Here is a 19,870-nt window from a genome sequence, read left to right on the forward strand (position 1 = left end):
CAACCGGCGGCGCTCCGTTTGGGGGGGGGGGGGGGGGCGGGGGTGGCCGGTCGCCCGCCGCCCCTGAACCCACCCGCCGCTCTTACACCGCAGCCGGGCGCGTGCGGTGGGTGGGTCGCTTCGGGGCAGGGGCCCGGGTCAGCGGTTCACGTGCAGGCGGCCGAAGTCGACCTGCGGTGTGCCGCCGGCGAAGTTGGCGTCCACCTCGGCCCGTTCGGCGGCGCTGGGGGTCGCGTTGGTGCAGCTCACCGGGGCGCTCGAGCCGGACATCAGGTCGGAGCAGCGCCCGGTGCGCCGGTCGGGCAGGCCCAGGATGTGGCCGATCTCGTGGGTGGCGATCCGTAACCGGTCGTAGCCCTGGTTGACGGCCTGCCGGCCCATCCAGATCGTGCCGCGCCCCAGGCTGGTGGGCAGGGCCCGGGGCCAGCCGTTGTCGGCGTACACGACGAAGTGGGCCGGGGTGCCCCGGACGAGCCGGACGTTGACCACGCTGGAGTTCCAGACCTGCGCGGCCTGGTCCACCGTGGTGACGAACTCGGCCGCTCTGGAGGCGTCGTACCTGAGCACCGTGACCAGGGCGGTGGCCTGCGCGGGCGCGGTGACGCACAGGAAGGCCAGGCTGAGGGCGACGGAGAGGATGAAGCGAAGGGGTCTTGACACGGATCCTCCTCCGGGAGTTAGGGGGTGCTGTGACGGTATGCGCACCCCGTGACTCCCGGAGAGGTGTCAGATTGCCCCTATTACGGTGATATGGCCCTCAGCAGATGGTCTGCCGGCTGTTGACGAGCGTGTTGTTCCTGAAGGTCGTGTTGACGCCGCACGGGTTCTCCGTGATGGCGGAGTTGGTCACCGTCAGGTTCTGGATGACGATGTCCGAGGTGTTCGGGAACTCCGAGCGGGCCGCCAGCCGGATGTCGCCGGGGCCGGTCACGGTGCCGCTCTGGGCGGCGATGTTCACGTTGTGGCAGTTCTCGATGAGGATGGCGTTGTTGCCGGTCTGCGCGATGTCCACGCGGTTGATGACCGCCCCGCCGCTCTCCGAGACGCAGAAGACGCCGCGTCCACCGCCGCGCGCGATGACCCGGTCGACGCGGATGTTGGTGGGATAGCCGCTGCCGATCCGGCCGTTCCTGTTGGCCATGCGGAAGGCGGCGTAGCCGGTGCCGGTGCCGGCGCCCTGGGCGTCCACCGTGTTGACCGTGGCGTTGATGGTGTCGTTCAGCAGCAGGCCGGAGTGGCCGGTGTTGCGGGCCGTGACGGTGCCGACGGTGAGGCCGTCCACGCCGTACGTCTCCACGCCGTGGGTGCTGGTGCCCGAGACGTAGACGTTGTCGACGCGTACGTTCCTGGTGCGGACGCTGCGGTCGCCGTGGTTGTCGATCCGGATGCCCAGGCCGCCGGACAGGCGCATGTCGATCTGGCCGAGCGTGATGTTGACGCCGTTGCGCACGAAGATGCCGTACAGCGGGGCGCCGGTGACGTTCAGGTGCTGGACCTCGACGTCCGTCACGCCCCTGGCGTACACGACGGCCTGGTCGCCGGAGCCGGAGCCGGTCACGTTGACGGTGCCGCAGACGTCCAGGACCGTGTAACTCGGCAGGGACAGCCGCGAGCCGGCGCTCATCGAGCCTGAGCCGCGCACCACGACCCGCTGCTTGGCGGTGCGGCCCGCGGTGAGGCTGCCCACGGCGGCCTGCATGGCCGAGAGCATGCTGGTGCCGGTGTAGACGGTCCTGCTGCCGTTGCGGGCGGTCCAGGTGCTGCCGCTGAGCACCGCCTCCGCGTTGTACGAGCCGTCGCCGCACGCCAGCATCCGCGCGCCCGTCGCGCCGGTCCCCGCACTGCCGGTGCCCGAGCTTCCGGTCCCCGAACTGCCGGTACGGCTCTGCGCCGCGGCGCCGGACAGCCCGGCCGTCATGAGCGCCATCGCGGTGAGCCCGGCCGTGAGGGCGATCCGGCGCTTGCTGCTGCTTCGCATACTCCGCTCCTGGGGTGGGGGTGGGCCACCTGCTCCCGGGGCGCTGAATCGATTCATTACGTGTCAAGCCTCTGACCTGGGATGACGTGTGCGAGTGGGATGGCGAACCGGGGCAATGCGGCGGCTGATTCGTGCGGAGTATTGCAACGTTCAAATCGGGTCGTCAACAAGCCGTGAAACTTACATGACAGCCCCTTGTCGACCGGGGCTCACGTGCTGCGGAGCGAGCCGCTGGAACTCGGCGAGATCTCCGCGCCCGTGACGGCCCCGGCGGTCAGCCACTTGCACATTGTTCAAGTACGGCCTAGGCTCGGGACTTGCTTGAACAAAGTTCAAGTCAGATGTCGTTGCCCAGGAGGCTGTTCACATGCCGGTTCCCGTCGTCGTCGCCGCGACGTTGCAGTTCTTGCTCGCGGCGACCTTTCTCGCCGTCCCGCTCGCCGTCCACACTCACGGGGACCGCGTACAGCGTGCCGCCGAAGGGGTCCTGGCCAGGCACGGCGTCCCGGCCGAGGCTCTGGCGAAGCATCGGATCAAGTTCGCGGAGAGCGTGCTGGAGTTGATGTTCCCGGTCTCCATCGCGGTGGTGCTGCTCGCGCTGGGCGGGCTCGTCCTGGGCGGCGTCGGTGCTGGACGGATCCTGTCGTGGGGTGCCGCCGGGCTGCTGCTCACCGGCGGGGGGCTGGTCACCGGCAGTCAGGTGTTCGCCCGCCGGGTCGTCGTGACCGTTCTCCGGCGGTCGGCCGATCCGGCCGTACGGGGTCTCGACGGCGGGGCCGTGGCGGACGCGGCCGCGCAGGCGTTCCCCGCCTGGCTCCGGCCCGTGATCCTGATCCGTTTCGCGCTCACCACCCTGGGCTCGCTGCTGGTGATCGTCCTGCTGGCCACCCCCGCCGCCGGCGTGTACTTCGGCGGTTAGCGCGTGCTGCGGGTCGCCAACTGACGGTCCGCGTCCCCGGGCATGAGGCGCTCGATCGCGGGCCGGCCGGCGAGCGGGGTGGGAGAAGGGACTGGGGGCGGCTGCCTTGGCGTCGGCCGTCAGGGCGTGCTGCCGGCGGCCAGCCGGGCTTCCAGGCCGTCGAGGATGGCGTTCAGGCCGAACGCGAACGTGTCCTCGTCCGGGAGGGCCGCGGCCTCGTACAGCGACGGCATGGTGCGGGCGCGCAGGCGGGGGAACCGCTGCGCTATCTCCTCGATCCGCGCGACGGTGTCGCGCAACTGCTGCTCCTCGTCCGCCCCGGTCCGGCGCAGCCGGGCGCGCCAGGCCAGCTCCCCGGCCTCGCCGTGGGCGGCGCCGATCACGAACATGAGGACCGTGGCCGCCGCCTGGTCGGCGTCGGCGGGGGCGAACCCGGCGGTTTCGTAGACGGCCAGGCAGTGGTCGTCGTAGCGGGCCTTGCCGGGGCCGTACACGAGGTTGGTGCTCATGGCGGGCACGATCCAGAAGTGCCGGCTGATCATGCCGTGGGCGCCGGCGGCCAGCGCGGCCGCGGCCGCCCGCCAGCCGATCGCGGCGGGATCCGGCAGCTCGATCTCGCCCCACACGTGGTCGGCGGCCAGCACGACCAGCTCGTCCTTGCTCTTGACGTGCCAGTACATCGCCGTGGCCGCCGCTCCGAGCTGGGTGCCCAGGCGTCGCATGTTCAGGCCGTGGACGCCCTCCGTGTCCAGCACCGCCACCGCGGCCCGGACGATCTGCTCCCGGGTCAACGTGTCGCGCGGCATGAGGACAACCTAGCGGGTGCCGGACGGTCGGCGGTGGCGGCGGGTCGGGGCGGTGGCGGCGAGGTGGTCGTGCAGGTCGGCGTGGCGGAACTGGTAGACCGGGCCGACCGTGCGCAGCAGGCCGAGCCGGTGCACGTCGTCGAGGAAGCGCATGACGCGCCAGGGCAGCCGTCCCGTGAGGGCCAGGCGGACCATGGCCACGAGGCACGCCAGCCAGGCATGGTGCCGTCCGGCGACGAGCCCGTACACCAGCCCGAACTGCAGCCCGCTCTCGATCACCACTTCCGTCATCACCGCGACGGAGGTGGTGGTCCCCTCCCGCAGCCAGAGCCCCGCGGTCAGGGCCATCACCAGCCCGAACATCAGCGAGATCGCCACCCCGCGGAAGAGCGTGAGCGTCCTGTCGGCGCGCCAGGTGCTGCGGGGCGTGCTGAAGGAGACGAGCTTCGGCTGCTCCGCCCACTTGATCAGGCCGACGGCGACCCCGAAGACCAGCCCGAAGACCAGGCCGCCCCTGAGGGCGAACGGCAGCCCGTGGGTGAGCGGGTCCGTCATCCCGATCAGCACGCCGATCGCCACGAAGAGCACCAGCCCGAACGCCATCCCGGCTGTCAGCCCGAACACCAGGCCGTGCGCGAGGCCCCGGCCCAGGGCGGTGAGGGCTCCTCGCCGGCGCAGGCGGAGGTCCGCGTGGCCGGGCGTCTCGTCCAGCCACGACCCGTGGATCGCCAGCGCCACCGCGAAGCCGGTGCTGATCCCGAGGAGCAGCCCGGTGAGCAACGAGTCGACCAGGGTGATGATCGTCCCGAACACCAGCCCGAACGTGGCCCCGGCCGCGAGCCGCACCCCGACGTGACGCGCGAGGGAGCGCAGGCGGGCGCCCCGGCTCGTCCGGCCGCTCCCGACCGTTCGGCCGCCGCCTTCGGCCCGTCGGTCGCGTGCCGTCCCGAGCAGGGCCGCCACGCCGATCGCGAGACCGAACCCCAGGCCGATGACCGACCCGTCGATCAGCCCGGTGAACATCCCGAACAGCGGCCCGGTCCCCGGCCCCGGCACCACTGCGGCCGCCACCCCGGACACGAGCGCGCACAGCGCCATGCACACGATCACGGTCGAGACCCAGATCACCGGCCAGGCCACGAGCGGGAACCGGGGCGCGGTGCGGGCGATGCGCCACCAGGCGATGTCCCGGGTGGCGTGGAAGTGGCGGGCGAGGTGTCCCAGGTGGCGGCGGACGTCGTCCGGGTCGAGGCGGCGACGGGGCCGGAAGTGGTCGGCGGGGTCGGCGCGGGGCGGGCGGGTCTCGATCAGCGCGGGGATGAGGCGGTCCAGCAGGTGGGTACGGAGCGTGCCGAGGTCGGCCCCCACGTGGCCGGTCAGCGGCGAGGGGTCGGCGCCGGGTGCGATGTAGACGGTGCGGATCAGCCACAGGCCCAGGGGAGTGCCGGCCAGCGCGGTCAGGCCGGGCACGGCACGGGCGGACAGCGCGGCCAGCACCTTCTGCCAGGGCTCCGTGGGCGTGGCGGCCAGGCAGTCCCGCAGGTAGCCCGCGGCCGTCTCGGGGCTCAGGCGCTTGGGCGCGATGACCGCGGCGCCGGTCAGCGGGCGGCCCGCCTGGCGGACGGCGGTGCCGAACTCGACGCTCCGGCTGGTCAGGATGAGCTGGTCGCGGGCGGTCAGCGAGGCGTTGAGCGCACTGATCACCTTGGCGCGGGCGCTCTCGCCGATCTCGTCCAGACCGTCCAGGACGGGCAGGATGTGGCCGTCGTACGCGAGCGTGGCCGCGGTCCCGAGGCGACGGCGTACCCGGACGCCCAGGGGACCCGTCCGCACGCCCGCCGGTATGGAGCGCGCTCGCGCGCCCGCCAGCGACGGGTAGTCCTGGGCCAGCCGCACCGCCAGCCAGTCGTGCAGGCGGGGGTACGCGTCGACGTCCCACCCGCTGACCGGCAGCAGCACGGGCACGGGCACGACCTCGCCGGGCGCCGCCCCGGCGAGGTCGGCCGCGCGGGTGGCCAGGAGTTGCAGCAGCAGTTGCACGGCCAGGGTGGTCTTGCCCATGCCGGGGCCGCCGGTGATGACCAGGCAGTGCCGGGGCAGCGCCTGAAAGGCGCGGGCCAGGGCGGCGATGTCGGTCGCGCTGCCGGTGAAGGTCGCGGGCTCTGCCGTCCCGGTGACCAGCCGGGCCGGGCTCATCACCTTCTCGTCGGCGGTGAGCCGCCAGAGGACCGGGATCGGCTCGGGGTCGTGGAGGAGGCGGTGGCGCGCTTCCGCACGCCACTGGCGATCGACCAGCTCGGCCAGCTCCTGGGCGGCGGCGTCCGCCTCGGCGCGGGTCGGGGCGGTCGTGGCCGAGCGGTGGGCCCAGACCGCCGTCGCGACCACGGCCGTGGCGGCGGCCACCAGGACGGCGACGGCGTCGGCGAGGCTGACCTCGGCCTCGGGCCGCACCGCGGTGACGACCAGGACGACCAGGGAGGCCAGCGCCACGCCGACGACTACGACGGTGACGGTCTGCCATCGGGGCTTTCGGAAGGGCACGCCGACATCTTGACCGGTTGGTCGCTCTGTGTCGTTGGATGTATGCAAATTGTGATTGATCGGCGGGTGTCGGCGGTGCCCCGCCGCACCGGGACCCGGCCGGGCTGTGCCGGACGGGTCCCGGCGGCGGGTGTCAGCAGGTCGAGAGCATGCTGTTCAGAGCCGACTTCTCGGCGCTGTCGGTGGTCAGGCCCCAGTACCACTTGACCTGGATCCAGGCGCGGGCGTACCGGCAGCGCTCGGCCGTGCGCGGCGGCTGCCACTGCGCCGGGTCCTGGTCCGACTTCGACTGGTTGACGTTGTCCGTCACGGCCCACAGCTGCGGCCCGCCCAGGTCGTTGGCGAACTGCTGGCGGCGGGAGGTGGTCCAGGACCACGCGCCCGAGGCCCACGCCTCGGCCAGGGGGACCATGTGGTCGATGTCCACGTCGCTCGCGGCGGTCCAGGTGGCGCCGTCGTACGGGCTGTACCAGGAGCCGGAGGTGGCCGCGCAGGAGGAGTCCGTCACGACGCCGGTGCCGTCCCGCTTGAGCACCTCCTCGCGGGTGTTGCAGGCGCCGCTGACGGTGGTCCAGTGCGGGAACAGGTCCCGGTTGTACGTGCTGCCGTGCGACTCGGCGGACACCGTCAGCGCGGCCAGGCGGGAGGCGGCGGTGGAGGCGGAGGGGATGTTCGGGGGGATGGCGGCGGCGGGCTGGGTGCTGATCGTCAGGGTCAGGGCGGCGGTGCAGGCGAGCGTCAGGGCAGCAGGTAACGCGCGGTCGCGATGCATGGGGGATCGGCCCTTCTGCCGCCGTCCTCGGACAGGCGCAACTGCCGGTCAGGGAGCGAGGAGGGCGGGCACCTCGACGGTGCCAGCGTCCGCTTGGTCCATATATGGCCAGGTTTGCCGAGCTGTCGGGAAGGTGTTGATCGATTCCTGACATTGGTCGTCATGGCGCTACCGGTGAGTCCGTCAAGGTTGGGACGGCGTTCACCGGCGGGTCAGAAGGGGTGGTGCGACAGGAGTGGTGCCGTCGCACGACGGGAGGCGACGGGAGGCGACGGGAGGCGACGGGAGGCGACGGGAGGCGACGGGAGGCGACGGGAGGCGACGGCACGGGGTCACGGGCGGCGGACGCGGTAGCGCAGGTGCGTGACGCGCTGCGCGGGCGCCTCGTTCTCGGGCGTGCTCAACCGGCGGACCAGGTCGAGCTCCACGTGCTCCGCCGGCAGGTTGTCGAACAGCCGCCGCCCCTGCCCGAGCAGGACCGGTACGACGTGCAGCTCCAGCTCGTCGAGCTGCCTGGCACGCAGCAGCGCCTGGGCGGCCCCGGCGCCGTGCACCATCACGTCGCCGTCCCCGGCCACCGCGCGCGCCTGCTCGGCGCACTCGACCACGTCGGTGACGTAGCGGGCGCTGCCGGGCGGCGGCTCGTCCGGGACGTCGTGGGTCAGGACGAAGATCGGTACGCCGTCGTGGTGGTCGCCCTGCCAGCGGCCGGCCAGCTCGTACGTACGGCGGCCCGAGATGACGGCACGGGTGGACATCGCCTCGCTGAACACCTGGCCGCTCGGCCCCGGCTCGGCGCGCCGGTCGAGCCAGTTGAACAGGCGGAACCCGCCGATGCCCAGCGGCGCGTCCACGCTGTCGTCCGGCCCGGCGACGTAGCCGTCCAGGGACATGGTCATGTACAGCCGGATGATCGCCATCGGTCAGGCCTCCGATCGCACGCGGTAGCGCAGGTGCAGGGCGTCCGGCCCGTCCAGGGCGCGGAGCGGTTCGAGCTCGATGTGGTCGGGCGGCATGTCCTCGAACAGCCGGCGGCCCTGCCCGAGCAGCACGGGGATCAGCTGCAGCTCCATCTCGTCCAGCAGTCCGGCGCGAAGGCACTCCCGCGCGGTCGCGGCGCCGTGCAGCAGGATGTCCCGGCCGCCGGCCGCGGCCCTGGCCCCGCGCGACGCAGGACGCGATCCCGTCGGTGACGTAGCGCGCGTGTCCCGGCGCGGGCTCGCCGGGCGCGGCACGGGTCAGCACGAAGATCGGGACCCCGTCGTGGTGGTCACCGGCCCAGCCGCCCGCGAGCTCGAAGGTACGCCGACCGGCGATCACCGCGCCCGTGGCCATCAGCTCGTCGAACACGGTGGCGCCGGGCCCGTCGGCGGGCCGGCGCGAACGCGGGTCCCCGCCGCCGGCGGGCACCCAGTCGTGCAGCCGCTCGCCGCCTGCCCCGAGTCCTTGACCCACTTCGTCGTCCGGGCCGGCGATGAAGCCGTCCAGGGACATGGACATGTAGAGGACGACCTTGCTGCCAGTGGTCGGCATGTTCGGCTCCTTCGTCAGGGGTGGCCGCCGCGCCGGACGGGCGGCCACGGTGCGGCAGGTGTCGTCGGTACTGACGTGCCGTCCGGAAGAACTCATCGGTCCGCGGAGAAAATCGCCAGGGATCGCGAAATGTCCGGTTAATGTGCGCCTTGGGGTGGCGGCGTGCGCGGTACGGTGGTGATCCCTTGGCCGGGCGTGAGGAGAACGGTGGGCGCGAGCGAGCAGGCCGGGAACGCCGCGGACCTGGAGGTCCCGTCGTCGGGACCGGAGGCCGGCGACTTCGCCGAGCTGGTCCGCCGCCATCGCCGCGAGCTGCACCTGCTCTGCTACCGCCTGCTCGGCTCCTTCGAGGAGGCCGAGGACCATGTCCAGGACGTGCTGCTGCGGGCCTGGCGGTCCCGGGAGGACTTCGAGGGCCGGTCGAGCGTACGCACCTGGCTGTATCGCATCGCCACCAACGCGTGCCTGGACACGCTGCGCAGGGACGCCCGCCGGGCCGTGCCCGCATCGCCGGGGCCATCGGCCGGTCTCGGCCCGTCGGTCGCCGGGATGCCCTGGTTGCAGCCCTATCCGGACCACCTGCTGGACGAGCTGGCCGCCGACCAGCCGGGCCCCGAGACGGTCGCGGTGAACAGGGAGACGATGTCGCTGGCCTTCCTGGCGACGATCCAGCTGCTGCCGCCGCGTCAGCGGGCCGTGGCGATCCTGCGCGACGTGGGCGGCTGGTCGGCCGCGGAGACCGCCGGCCTGCTCGACATGACCGTCCCCGCGGTCAACAGCGCGCTGCAACGCGCCCGCGCCACGCTGCGCGACCAGTGGCCGGGCGGGCGGCTTGAGTGGGCGCCGGCCGCCCGGTCCGACCCGGGGCAACGCCGGCTGCTGCAGACCTACATCGAGGCCCACGAGCAGGCCGATCCGGAGATGCTGATCGCGGTGCTCCGCCACGACATCCGGCTGGCCATCTCCCGGGTCGGCGAATGGCGCGGCCGCGACGACGTGGCCGCCGCGCTGCGCGGCGGCATGAACTCCCTCGGCCGCTGGCGGGTGCTGCCGATCCCGGCCAACGGGCAGCCCGGCGTCGCCGGTTACGTACGCCGTCCGGGCGAAAGCGTGTTCGTGCCGTTCGTGCTCACGCTGCTGCGCTTCGACCAGGGCGCCCTGGTCGACGTCGCCGCCTTCGAGCAGCCGTCGTTGTTCGCCCGGTTCGGGCTGCCGGCCGCCCTGACCTGATGGCGGGGGCGGTCAGGCGACGGTGACGTCGAGGAAGATGGGTTTCTTCGCGGCGAGCAGCGGGGTGCCGTCCGCGTCGGTCATCTTCCAGAAGATCTTGCACCGGCCGGGGGTCTCGGAGGCGCGCACGCGTACCGTGATGTCGACGGACTCGCCCGGCAGGACCGGGCCGATCCCGACCCGCTTGGGAGCCTTGCACGGGGTGTCGTTCATGCGGGTGAGATAGCGCCCCTGCCACGGGACGTTGCCCGCGTTGCGGAGGCGCCAGGTCTTGTCGAAGGACGTGCCGCCCTTGACGACGGTCCCGTCCGGGTATGTCACGTCGCCCTCAAAGGCGGAGTCGTCGTGCGGCGAGGTGGACGGGGACGGGACGGCCGGGGTGTCGGGCTCGCTCTTCGCGTTCTCCATGATCATCGGCAGGACCCAGCCGATGAGGACGGCGGCGACGCCGACCGCGCCGGTGACCGTCGCCAGCACGGCCGTCCTCCTGCCGGACGGCCGGCGGCCGCCGCGCGGGCCGCCGGGGCCGACGTCCCCGGCCGGTGGACGGCTGTCAGGGGAGGATGGGTGGGATTCGGGCATGGGGGCCTCATTCTCCGCGTACGCGGTGTTCCCGGCCTGCTCCCAGTACGCCCGCCACTCGCGCCGGACCTCCTCCGGATCCCGCCCCAGCCGATCGACGGCCAGCACCCGGACGAACTCCCACGTCGTCTCCCAGCTCGGCAGCGCGCTGCCCCGGGCCGCCGCGGCCAGCGACGACTTCGAGGCCGCCGCCCCGAGGCGGGAGGCCATGTCCGCGAAGGACGGGTCGCCCGCCTGCTCCTTGAGCTCCCAGAGGCGGTGCGCGAGCAGCGCGACGGGGCCGGACTCAGGATCCGGCCGGATCGGCCGGCGCCCCCGCCGCGCCCCCGTGCCCTCGTCCTGCGATCCGGGCGACTCCGCCATCCCACCTCTGCTTCGGTCGACCGCTTCGTACGGCCTTCGCCGCACCACGCCAAGACCAAAGGAGGTTACCAAAGCCGTCTCCGGTGAACGATCCGTCAAGGGGCAACAACCACGTCATAAGTGGAGAGCAGGGCCCCGGAGCCCCAGGCGACGCGAATGCCACCGCAAATCCGCCTCACCTGAGACCCCAGGGCGCTCCAAGCGGCGGACGCCTGGGCGATCAGGCGTGTCAGCCGCAGTGGGAGACTTCCCTGATGGACTGGACGGTCGGGTGCGCGCCCTTGAACTTCTTCTTGTCGAAGTCGCCGCCACGCACCCAGATGCAGGCGTCCTTGGCCTGCGCGACGCGGATCTTGATGCCCCGGGAGTGCTTGCACCGGTTGTGGAAGTAGACGGTGACGCTCGTGGTGCCGTCGTCCCCGTACGAGTAGCTGAAGCACCGCGTCTTCCCCCGGACGACGTCGAGCGCGCTCAGCTGCGTCTGCGCGGAGACGGCCGGGGCCGCTGTGACGGGCGCCGCTGTGACGGGCGCCGCCGTGGCCGCCGCCGAGCAGGTGAGCATCGTGGCGGCCATGGAAGCCATGGCGAACGTGGCCTTCGTACGAATTCTCATGGGACTTCCCCCCATTTCGTTGGGCTTGCCGTTCTTTCTGCCCAACACTTTCGCCCGCCGCCGGACACGGTGCCAAGCAATTACCGTCCGGCAATTGTCCGAGCATTTTCCATTGGCCCTTGGACAATCGAATGCCCAGGTCAGTGGCAGGGGGAAATGGTGGCCGTGCTGCCGGAATTCAATGACGGACTGGCCGTGGCCGATGAAAGCCTCGCGTACACCGTGGGCGGATCGCGGCGCTCATGGAATGAGCCATGCGACCCGCCCCGCGTCGTCAGAGGACCGCGCCGGCCGGCCCGGTGAGCATGGTGACGCCGGCTCCGGCGAAGTTCGCCAGGTCGGCGACGGCGGCCTGGCCTTCCTCGCCGGCCATGGCCGTGTTGAACGCCTGCTGATCGTCGAAGGTCAGCACGGCGACGAGGTGGTACGCCGGCTGCGCGCCCTGCGCCGGAGCGGGCCGCATGACCGTGTACGCCCGCAGCCCGGGCAGCCGGGCCGCGAGCGGCGCGTGCGTCTCGTCGTAGTGCTTGTCGAAGGCCGCGGTGCTCTCGGGGTGGTGGTAGAGCACGATGAGCTGAAAAGCCACTGTCCGCCTCCATGGTCGGGGATGTGCCCTTCGATGAAACCCCCGCCGGCGCCCGCGCGACAGGGCTCTGGTGACGGCCGTTTCAGAGCTTGGGGCGGAGCATGCGCTGCCCCGCGAGCCCGGGAGGGATGATCGGCGAGTCGCCGAACCCGTCGGCGAACGGGCCCTCCAGGTCGCCGAAGTCGACGACCTCCGCGGCCGGTGGCGGCACGATCTTCACCTTCGTGCCCCAGCCGGTGTAGCGGGTGTCGGTCACGGGGTGGAACGTTTCCTCGACCTTCTTGCCGTCCTGGTCGACTCCGCGGTACTTGTACGCGTACTCGGTGATCAGGCGGACCGGGAGCTGGTCGCGGTTGACGAAGAGCCGGAAGGAGACCTTCGCGAAGCCGGGAAAGCCGACCTTCTCCTTGGACAGATCGTTGGCCGTCAGGACGCCCCGATACTCGCCGGGCTTGCGAACCGTGGCCTTGGCGACCAGCGTCCGCAGGATCGCGGGATCCAGGACGTCGACGACCTGGCTGCCCCGCTGGCCGTCGAGGCCCCAGCTCGCGCTCTTGCCGAACCGGATCCACGTCTTGCCCGCGGGCATGGGACCCCAATCGAAGCCGCGCACGTAGGTGTAGCGGCCGACCTTGACCTCCTGACGAAGCTGCTCCAGCTCGTTCTTCACCTCCTCGCTCACCTGCTCGCGGTCGAACTTGTAGCGCGTTCTGAGGTCGTGGCTCACCGCTCCGGAATTGCCGAACCCGATCCTGCCGGTGGTCCTGGTCGCCGTCACCAGGGCGTCTTCAGGCTTGGGGACCTTGACCCGGCTGGTCTCGGAAACCAGCACCCCCCGGCCTTCGGCGAACTGCTTGCGCAGGCTCTTGACCGGGTCCGCTGAGGCGGCGTGGGCCTGGGCGCCGCCGGTGAGCGCGGCGGCCAGGACCACCGGGACGGTGGCGGCGACGAGACGTTTCTTCAAGGGGGTTCCTCCGCGATCGGCGAATGCAGGGAAATCCTGGCGGTTCGCGATCACGGAGTGATCTCGGGGGCAGAGCGCCCGCGCGCCACCGTCCCCGCTCAGCCGAGCCAGCCGGGCACCACCAGGACGGCCCAGGCCGCCAGCGGGCCCACCAGCACGATCACACCTCCGTACGCCAGAAGCCTGCGGTAGAAGTCGTCCCGCGGCATGCCCCGGACGTTGGCCACCAGCAGCGCCCCCGTCGTGGAGAACGGGCTGACGTCCACGATCGCCGACGACACCGACAGCGCCGCGATCATCGCGATCGGCCCCAGCGTGCCCTGTGACAGCAGCGGCACGGCCAGCGGCACCAGCGCGCCCAGGATGCCCACGGTCGAGGCGAAGGCCGACACGACGCCGCCGACGTAACAGATGAGCAGCGCCACCAGCAGCGGGATGCCGATCGCGGCCACCGCCGAGCCGACGTAGTCGACGGTGCCGATCTCCTGCAGGACGCCCACGTACGTGACGACGCCGCAGATCAGCAGCACGGTCGGCCAGGCCACCTTCTCCACGGCGCCCTTGTTGGTCTTGGGGGAGGTGAGAGAGAGGACGACGGCGACGGTGACGGCCGTCAGGCCCACGTCCAGCTTGAACACCAGCACGGCCAGGCAGAGCGCGACGATGCCGGTCAGCGTCAGCGCCTGGTGCGCGGTGAGCCGCAGGCTCCCGCCGGTCACGGTGTCGCGGGCGACGGCGGTGCCCACCCCGCCACCGGTCCCGCCCTCGGACGGGCCGGGCTCCTCATCGACGGGATCGGGGGCCGCGGAGCCGATGGCGCCCCGGCGCACCAGGCCGAGGCCGCCGAAGACGAAGAAGACGGCCACGGCCGCGGCGGCGTTGAAGGCGAAGCTCGACAGGAACAGCACCAGGTTGTCGCTCGGCAGGTTCGAGTCCCTGGTGACGCCGTTCACGATCCCGCCGAGCACGCTGATCGGCGAGAACGCGCCCGCCTGCGTCCCGTGCGCCACCATGAGCCCGATCAGCATCGGATGGATCCGGTAGTCGGCCGCGAACCCGAACGCGATCGGCGCCAGGATCGCCGCCACCGCCGGCGCGGGCGCGCCCACGGCCGTCAGCAGCGCCGAGATGACGAACACGACCGGCGGGATGGCGGCCAGCCGTCCTCGTACGAGATGCACGGCAGCCCGTACGAGCCAGTCCACCGTGCCGTTGTTGGTGGCGATCGCGAACAGGAGCGTCACCCCGACGAGGATCACGAACAGGCTGCCGGGGAAGGCGCCGAGGATGTCGTCGGTGCTCATGCCGGCGGCCAGCGTGCCGACCAGGAAGGCGCCGACGAGGGCCAGCGCCCCGAGGTTCACGGGGAAGATGGTGGCCACGACGAACATGGCGATGAGGGCGAGAATGGACAGGAGCTCTGCGGACACTGCTTACTCCGATCTCCCCCGAACGTCAGTGCAGGCCGGCCGCCCGATGGACGAGCTCGACCGGGTGGCGGGCGCGGCGTCCCGCGCCGTGGGCGATCTGCTGGCGGCACGAGACCCCCGTGGCCGCGAGCAGCGTGTCGGATGAGGACGCGGCGATCGCCGGGAAGAGCCGGAGGCCGCCGATCTTCATGGACAGGTCGTAGTGCTCGGCCTCGAAGCCGAACGATCCGGCCATGCCGCAGCAGCCGGCGTCGATCTCCGTCACCTCCGCTCCCGGGATCCTGGACAGCAGCGCCCGCGTGGCGGCGGTGCCGGTGACGGCCTTCTCGTGGCAGTGGCCGTGCAGGAGGATCTCGCGCCCGCGTAGCGCGTCGCCCAGCACGAGCGAGCCGTCGTCGATCGCCTCCGCCAGCAGTTCGGGGATGAGCCGGGCGCGGGCCGCCACCGCCGCCACGCGCGGATCGCCGGGGAGCAGGGCGGCGTACTCGTCCTTGAGGGTCAGCAGGCAGGACGGCTCCAGGCCGACGATCGGCGCGTCGGAGGCGGCCAGGCGGGTGACCATCGCCTCGGCCATCGTCCGGGCTCGGTCGAGCAGGCCCTTGGAGATGCTGGAGCGGCCGCAGCAGCCCTCGGCCGCCAGGCGTACCCGGTAGCCGGCTCGCTCCAGCAGCTCGACGGCGGCGCGGCCGATGGCCGGCTCGCTGTAGGTCGTGAAGGAGTCGGCCAGCAGGATGACCTCTCTGCCCGAAGTGCCCGAAGTGCCGGAGGTGCTGGAAGCGCCGGAGGGTTGCGGGCGGCGGGCGTGCCAGCGGAGCAGGTGGTCGCGGTGGAAGCGGGGGAGCGGGCGGCGCCGGCTCAGCCCGAGCGGGCCGCGCAGGGCGCCGGCCAGCCAGTTCGACAGCGGCGCGGTGGCCGAGCCGAGCCGGTTGAGCGTCCTGATCGCCCCGAACAGCCGCGCGCGCACCGGCACGCCGTGGATCTCCTGGTACTGGTGGAGGAACTCGCTCTTCAGCGCCGCCATGTCCACCCCGAGCGGGCACTCGGACTGGCACGCCTTGCACTCCAGGCAGAGGTCCAGGATGCCGTGCAGCCGCTCGTCGCCCAGCGCCCGCCGGGGGTCGGGCGAGGACAGCGCCTTGACCAGGGCGTTGGCCCGGCCGCGGGTGGAGTGCTCCTCCTCGCGGGTGGCCATGTACGACGGGCACATGACGCCCGTGTCGTCCTTGCGGCACACGCCCACGTTCATGCACCGGTCGGCCGCGGCGTGCATGCCGCCGTCGAACGTCAAGGTCGTGGCCAGCGGGCGCGGCTCGGGCATCGCCGGGTCGCGCAGGTGGTCGGTCATCGGCGGCGCGTCCACGATCTTGCCCGGGTTCAGCCGGCCGTGCGGGTCGAAGACCTGCTTGACCTGCCGCATCGCCTCGTAGACGGCGTCGCCGAACAGGCGCCGGTTGAACTCGGAGCGGGCCAGGCCGTCGCCGTGCTCGCTGGAGTTCACGCCGCCGTGCCGGGCGGCCAGCTCGGCGATCTCCTCGGCCACGGCCCGCATCGTGCCGATCTCGCCGGGCGCGCGCAGGTCCACGAACGGGCGGATGTGCAGGCAGCCGACCGAGCAGTGGCCGTAGAAACCGGCGCTCAGCCCGTGGCGGTCGAGGATCCCCGCGAACTCCTCGACGTACGGCAGCAGCCGCTCCGGCGGCACGGCCGTGTCCTCGACGAACGCGAGCGGCCTGCGGCTGCCCACGCTGGAGGCCATCAGCAGCCCGAGCCCCGCCTTGCGGACCTTGAGCACGGCCGCCTGCTGCTGCGCGGTGACCGCCCTGAGCGTGTGGTAGCCGTGGCCGTTGGACTTCCAGGTGGCGGCCAGCTTGTCCACGCGGTCGGCGACCTCGGCCGGGGTGTCGCCGAAGAACTCCACGAACAGCAGCGCCGCCGGATCGCCCTCCAGGATGTCGCCGAGCCCCGCGTAGTCCACCCGCCGCCTGGACAGGTCGAGGATGGCCTTGTCCAGGAGCTCGACCGAGGCGGCGTCGAAGGCGAGGGCGTCGGCGGTGGCGGCGATGGCCGCCGGGGTGGAGGTGAAGTGGCCGACGGCGATGGCCTTGGCCCGCGGCAGGTCCACCAGGCCCACCGTGGCCTCGGTCACCACGGCCAGGGTGCCTTCCGAGCCGACGATCAGCTTGGTCAGGTCGGGCCTGGTCAGGTTCGGCCGGGTCAGGTTCGGCCTGGTCAAGGCAGGCTCAGTAAGGGCAGGTTCGGTCAAGGCGGGCTCGGTCAGGCCGCCGGCGGCGGCGTCGAGGCGGTAGCCGCCCGAGTGGCGCCAGAAGCGCGGGAAGCCCGACAGGTCGAGCCCGCTCAGGATGCCGGCGACCGCCTCGGTCAGGCGGGCGTCGGTGGCCAGATCGGGCGTGGTGGCGTCGGCGAGCACCACCCGCAGCGCCTGGACGTGGTCGATCGTGGAGCCGTACAGGATGGAGTGGCTGCCGGCCGAGTTGTTGCCGATCATGCCGCCGATCGTGGCCCGGTTGCTGGTGGAGGTGTCGGGCCCGAACATCAGCCCGTGCCTGCGGGCCGCCCGGTTGAGCTGGTCCTGCACCACGCCGGGCTGCACCCGGGCGGTCCGGCCGTCGATCTCCAGGATGCGGTTCATGTGCCGGGAGAAGTCCACGATCACGGCCGCGCCCACCGTCTGCCCGGCCAGGCTGGTGCCCGCCCCGCGCGGCAGCACCGGCACGCCCAGCTCGCCGCAGGCCGCCACCAGGGCCTGCACGTCGTCGGCGTGGCGGGGGAAGGCGACGGCGAGCGGCTCGATGGCGTACATGCTGGCGTCGGAGGAGTAGAGGTGCCTGGTGTAGGGGTCGTCCCGGACGTCGCCGGCGAGGAGCGGGGCCAGCGTGCGGGCCAGGCTCATCGACCGCCCTCCAGATAGGCCAGCGCCGCCCGGGTGCCGCCCTCCTTGATCGGCACCCCGGCCGCGCTCAGCCCCATCTCGACCCCGCTCAGCGTGCCCGCGAGCATGAGGTCGTTGAAGTGGCCGAGATGCCCGATCCGGAAGATCCGGCCCGCGAGCCGGCCGAGCCCGGTGCCGAGCGACATGTCGTAGCGCTCGAGGATCAGCCGCCTGACCGCGTCGGCGTCGTGCCCGTCGGGCATCATCACGGCCGTGAGCGAGCTGGAGTGTTCGCGCTCGTCGGCGCAGAGCACCTCCAGCCCCCAGCCGCGCACCGCCCGCCGGGTCGCCTCGGCGTGCCGGTCGTGCCGGGCGAAGACCGCGTCCAGGCCCTCCTCCTCCAGCATGAGGAGCGCCTCGCGCAGGCCGTACAGCAGGTTGGTGGGCGGCGTGTACGGGAAGAAGCCCTGCCGGTTGGCCGCGATGATCGGCTCCCAGTCCCAGTACGACCGGGGCAGCCGCCCCCGGTGCGCCAGCGCCTTCTCGCTGACCGCGTTGAACCCCATGCCGGGCGGCAGCATCAGCCCCTTCTGCGAGCAGCCGACGGTCACGTCCACGCCCCACTCGTCGTGGCGGTAGTCCATCGAGCCCAGCGACGAGATCGTGTCCACCAGCAGCAGCGCCGGATGCCGGGCCCGGTCGATGACCGCCCGGAGCTCGGGGATCCGGCTGCGCACGCCGGTCGAGGTCTCGTTGTGCACCACCATGACGGCGGCGACGCCGGGGGTGAGGTGCTCGGCCAGCACGTCGGGGTCGGCGCCGTGCCGCCAGTCGCCCGGGATCAGGTCCACGACCAGGCCCAGCCGGGCGGCCATCTCGCACCACAGCGAGGAGAAGTGCCCGGTCTCGAACACCACCACCCGTTCTCCCGGCGACAGCGTGTTGACCAGCGCCGCCTCCCAGGCTCCCGTGCCCGACGACGGGTAGACGACCACCGGGCCGGTCGTCCTGAAGACGGTCTTCAGCCGCTCGAGCAGCTCGCCCGCCAGCCGGGCGAACTCCGGCCCCCGGTGGTCGATCGTGGGCTGCGCGATGGCGCGCAGCACCCGGTCGGGGACGTTGGTCGGCCCGGGGATCTGCAGGAAGTGCCGGCCCACTCTCTCTCCACCTCCGTGCCATCACACGGCACGGCGTGCCGCTGTGCGGTTCATTAACATTAAAATCGGCCCGCAGAGGAGTCAATGCATGCAGAACGTGATCACCGCCCTCCGAGTGCTCGAAGAGGTCGCCGCCCGCCAGCCCATCGGCGTCGGCGAGCTGGCCCGCGGGCTCGGTCTGCCGAAGAGCACGGTGCAGCGCTCGCTGAAGACGCTGCACGAGGCGGGCTGGATCCGGCCGGCCGGGGGCGAGGTCACGCGCTGGCAGGTGACCAGCAAGGCGTTACAGGTCGCGCGCGGGACCGAGCTGGGGTTGCGCGACGCGGCCATGCCGGTCATGGAGGAGCTGCGCCAGCGCACCGGGGAGACGATCCACCTGATGGTGCCCGAGGGCGACGCGGTCGTGCTGATCGAGCGGCTGGAGACCGACAAGCCGCTGCGCATCGTGCTGCCGCTGGGCATCCGGCTGCCGCTGCACGCCTCGGCCAACGGCAAGGCCGTGCTCGCCCACCTGCACCGCCCCGCCGGCGAGCTGCCGGGTTACACCGACACCACGATCACCGACCCGGGCGCCCTGCGGGCCGAGCTGGAGGCGGTGCTCGCCCGCGGGTACGCCGACAACCGGGGCGAGTGGCGCTCCGACATCGCCGCCGTCGCCGCCGCCGTCCTGGGCCCCGACGGGCCGGTCGCCAGCCTCAGCGTCTCCACCCCGGCCAGCCGCATGCCGGAGGAGCTCCGCGCCGAGTACGGCAAGCTCGTCACCCAGGCGGCCAGGGCCCTGGGCGAGTCGCTCGGCTGAGCGCGCATCTCGGCTGCGGCGACGGGGAAGTGATCGGGGCGTCGCGCGTTCTCCGGCCAAGGGCCGGCGTCACCTCAACCGGTAGGCGACGGGCTCGGCGGCGGGCTGATCGGCCTGGTGGGCGACGGCGGCGCGGGCGCCGGCGTAACGGGGCCCGCCGGGGCGGACGGCAGGTTGGCGAAATGGTCGGTCCGCGTCTTGACCGGCACCGACACGCGAATGGCGTCGGCGTCCTTGAAGGTGAACGTCATGGGCACCGTGTTGGCGCGCACGCCGCTGACCGTGCCGATGGGCTGGTTGCCGGTGCCGACCGGCTGGTTCGGCGGCAGCGTGACCGGCCCGGCGAGCTGCACCGAGCCGCCGCCGTCGACGGTGATCCGCTCCAGCTGGACGGGCCGGGCGGAGTCGTTGATCAGCACCGCGAAGAGCGCCTCGGGAGTGCCGGCGGCGGGCGGGTCCGCGTTGCCGCGCAGGAGGAAGGCGTTGCGCAGGCTCACGCCCGCCACGTCGGCGTTGGCCCCGTCGTTCTGCGGGACCCGGTTGGCCTTGTCGAAGCCGTAGTTCGTGCAGCCGGTGGCGGCCAGGGCCACGACGATCGCGGCGGTGACGATGGGACGCATCGCGGTCCTCCTCTCGGACAGTAGTCCTCCCGCTACCCCCGAACCGCGCCCGCAACCAGGCAGGACCGCAACCTCCGGCAGGTGCGG

General features: G+C 72.4%; 18 protein-coding genes. 3 read left to right on the forward strand and 15 right to left on the reverse strand.

All coding sequences use genetic code 11. From position 1 onward, the window contains the following. Window positions 1–138 precede the first annotated feature (138 nt). Both AB0J69_RS29715 and AB0J69_RS29720 read right to left on the reverse strand, forming a co-directional pair. A complete protein-coding gene (locus AB0J69_RS29715; RefSeq protein ID WP_364123638.1) occupies window positions 139–660 on the reverse strand; it encodes a snapalysin family zinc-dependent metalloprotease in 522 nt (173 codons plus the stop codon). A 97-nt stretch (window positions 661–757) separates the two neighbouring features. Continuing rightward, on the reverse strand, window positions 758–1,978 hold the full coding sequence (locus AB0J69_RS29720; RefSeq protein ID WP_364123640.1) for a hypothetical protein: 1,221 nt from the start codon (window positions 1,976–1,978) through the stop codon (window positions 758–760). Window positions 1,979–2,345: 367 nt separating this feature from the next. Between AB0J69_RS29720 and AB0J69_RS29725 the strand changes: the two genes are divergently transcribed. Further along, window positions 2,346–2,897 (forward strand): hypothetical protein, encoded by a 552-nt coding sequence (locus AB0J69_RS29725; protein ID WP_364123642.1) that lies wholly within the window; start codon window positions 2,346–2,348, stop codon window positions 2,895–2,897. 119 nt (window positions 2,898–3,016) lie between these two features. Here AB0J69_RS29725 and AB0J69_RS29730 read toward each other — a convergent pair whose 3' ends face one another. From AB0J69_RS29730 to AB0J69_RS29750, 5 genes are all read right to left on the reverse strand, one after another. Beyond that, a complete protein-coding gene (locus AB0J69_RS29730) occupies window positions 3,017–3,703 on the reverse strand; it encodes a TetR/AcrR family transcriptional regulator C-terminal domain-containing protein (protein WP_364123644.1) in 687 nt (228 codons plus the stop codon). Window positions 3,704–3,712: 9 nt separating this feature from the next. Next, window positions 3,713–6,244: a hypothetical protein gene (locus AB0J69_RS29735; RefSeq protein WP_364123646.1), complete on the reverse strand. Its 2,532-nt coding sequence runs from the start codon at window positions 6,242–6,244 to the stop codon at window positions 3,713–3,715. A gap of 133 nt (window positions 6,245–6,377) precedes the next feature. Beyond that, window positions 6,378–7,016, reverse strand: a complete 639-nt coding sequence (locus AB0J69_RS29740) for an HNH endonuclease family protein (protein ID WP_364123648.1) — start codon at window positions 7,014–7,016, stop codon at window positions 6,378–6,380. A gap of 332 nt (window positions 7,017–7,348) precedes the next feature. Beyond that, entirely contained in the window at window positions 7,349–7,936 is a 588-nt protein-coding gene (locus AB0J69_RS29745; protein WP_364123650.1) for a dihydrofolate reductase family protein, read from the reverse strand. 3 nt (window positions 7,937–7,939) lie between these two features. Beyond that, a complete protein-coding gene (locus AB0J69_RS29750) occupies window positions 7,940–8,251 on the reverse strand; it encodes a dihydrofolate reductase family protein (RefSeq protein WP_364123652.1) in 312 nt (103 codons plus the stop codon). A gap of 493 nt (window positions 8,252–8,744) precedes the next feature. Here AB0J69_RS29750 and AB0J69_RS29755 point away from each other — a divergent pair, with 493 nt between their 5' ends. Beyond that, window positions 8,745–9,779: an RNA polymerase subunit sigma-70 gene (locus AB0J69_RS29755; RefSeq protein ID WP_364123654.1), complete on the forward strand. Its 1,035-nt coding sequence runs from the start codon at window positions 8,745–8,747 to the stop codon at window positions 9,777–9,779. Window positions 9,780–9,791: 12 nt separating this feature from the next. Here AB0J69_RS29755 and AB0J69_RS29760 read toward each other — a convergent pair whose 3' ends face one another. From AB0J69_RS29760 to AB0J69_RS29790, 7 genes are all read right to left on the reverse strand, one after another. Beyond that, window positions 9,792–10,724: an NBR1-Ig-like domain-containing protein gene (locus tag AB0J69_RS29760; protein ID WP_364123656.1), complete on the reverse strand. Its 933-nt coding sequence runs from the start codon at window positions 10,722–10,724 to the stop codon at window positions 9,792–9,794. A 229-nt stretch (window positions 10,725–10,953) separates the two neighbouring features. Beyond that, window positions 10,954–11,337 carry a hypothetical protein gene (locus tag AB0J69_RS29765; protein ID WP_364123658.1) on the reverse strand — a complete coding sequence of 128 codons (384 nt, stop codon included), beginning with the start codon at window positions 11,335–11,337 and terminating at the stop codon, window positions 10,954–10,956. Window positions 11,338–11,611: 274 nt separating this feature from the next. Next, complete coding sequence (locus AB0J69_RS29770) at window positions 11,612–11,923, reverse strand: EthD family reductase (protein ID WP_364123660.1); 312 nt, start codon at window positions 11,921–11,923, stop codon at window positions 11,612–11,614. Window positions 11,924–12,005: 82 nt separating this feature from the next. Beyond that, the gene (locus AB0J69_RS29775) at window positions 12,006–12,887 is read right to left on the reverse strand and encodes a hypothetical protein (protein ID WP_364123662.1); all 882 of its coding nucleotides are present in this window, start codon (window positions 12,885–12,887) and stop codon (window positions 12,006–12,008) included. 98 nt (window positions 12,888–12,985) lie between these two features. Continuing rightward, window positions 12,986–14,317 (reverse strand): SLC13 family permease, encoded by a 1,332-nt coding sequence (locus AB0J69_RS29780; RefSeq protein WP_364123664.1) that lies wholly within the window; start codon window positions 14,315–14,317, stop codon window positions 12,986–12,988. 25 nt (window positions 14,318–14,342) lie between these two features. Beyond that, entirely contained in the window at window positions 14,343–17,228 is a 2,886-nt protein-coding gene (locus tag AB0J69_RS29785) for an FAD-linked oxidase C-terminal domain-containing protein (protein WP_364123666.1), read from the reverse strand. Beyond that, complete coding sequence (locus AB0J69_RS29790; RefSeq protein WP_364123667.1) at window positions 17,225–18,364, reverse strand: aminotransferase class V-fold PLP-dependent enzyme; 1,140 nt, start codon at window positions 18,362–18,364, stop codon at window positions 17,225–17,227. Before AB0J69_RS29790 ends, AB0J69_RS29785 begins: the two co-directional genes overlap by 4 nt. A gap of 88 nt (window positions 18,365–18,452) precedes the next feature. Here AB0J69_RS29790 and AB0J69_RS29795 point away from each other — a divergent pair, with 88 nt between their 5' ends. Beyond that, on the forward strand, window positions 18,453–19,163 hold the full coding sequence (locus AB0J69_RS29795) for an IclR family transcriptional regulator (RefSeq protein WP_364123668.1): 711 nt from the start codon (window positions 18,453–18,455) through the stop codon (window positions 19,161–19,163). A 74-nt stretch (window positions 19,164–19,237) separates the two neighbouring features. On the opposite strand, the gene AB0J69_RS29800 is transcribed toward AB0J69_RS29795, so the two are convergent. Then, entirely contained in the window at window positions 19,238–19,783 is a 546-nt protein-coding gene (locus AB0J69_RS29800; RefSeq protein ID WP_364123670.1) for a hypothetical protein, read from the reverse strand. Window positions 19,784–19,870: the final 87 nt, after the last annotated feature.

This window comes from Nonomuraea sp. NPDC049709 (assembly GCF_040674815.1).
GTDB lineage: Bacteria > Actinomycetota > Actinomycetes > Streptosporangiales > Streptosporangiaceae > Nonomuraea.

Excerpts from the sequence above, each read along its gene's own strand:
- AB0J69_RS29720 (WP_364123640.1), bottom strand. The coding sequence starts at position 1,978 with ATGCGAAGCAGCAGCAAGCGCCGGATCGCCCTCACGGCCGGGCTCACC.
- AB0J69_RS29725 (WP_364123642.1), top strand. The coding sequence starts at position 2,346 with ATGCCGGTTCCCGTCGTCGTCGCCGCGACGTTGCAGTTCTTGCTCGCG.
- AB0J69_RS29730 (WP_364123644.1), bottom strand. The coding sequence starts at position 3,703 with ATGCCGCGCGACACGTTGACCCGGGAGCAGATCGTCCGGGCCGCGGTG.
- AB0J69_RS29740 (WP_364123648.1), bottom strand. The coding sequence starts at position 7,016 with ATGCATCGCGACCGCGCGTTACCTGCTGCCCTGACGCTCGCCTGCACC.
- AB0J69_RS29745 (WP_364123650.1), bottom strand. The coding sequence starts at position 7,936 with ATGGCGATCATCCGGCTGTACATGACCATGTCCCTGGACGGCTACGTC.
- AB0J69_RS29760 (WP_364123656.1), bottom strand. The coding sequence starts at position 10,724 with ATGGCGGAGTCGCCCGGATCGCAGGACGAGGGCACGGGGGCGCGGCGG.
- AB0J69_RS29765 (WP_364123658.1), bottom strand. The coding sequence starts at position 11,337 with ATGAGAATTCGTACGAAGGCCACGTTCGCCATGGCTTCCATGGCCGCC.
- AB0J69_RS29785 (WP_364123666.1), bottom strand. The coding sequence starts at position 17,228 with ATGAGCCTGGCCCGCACGCTGGCCCCGCTCCTCGCCGGCGACGTCCGG.
- AB0J69_RS29795 (WP_364123668.1), top strand. The coding sequence starts at position 18,453 with ATGCAGAACGTGATCACCGCCCTCCGAGTGCTCGAAGAGGTCGCCGCC.
- AB0J69_RS29800 (WP_364123670.1), bottom strand. The coding sequence starts at position 19,783 with ATGCGTCCCATCGTCACCGCCGCGATCGTCGTGGCCCTGGCCGCCACC.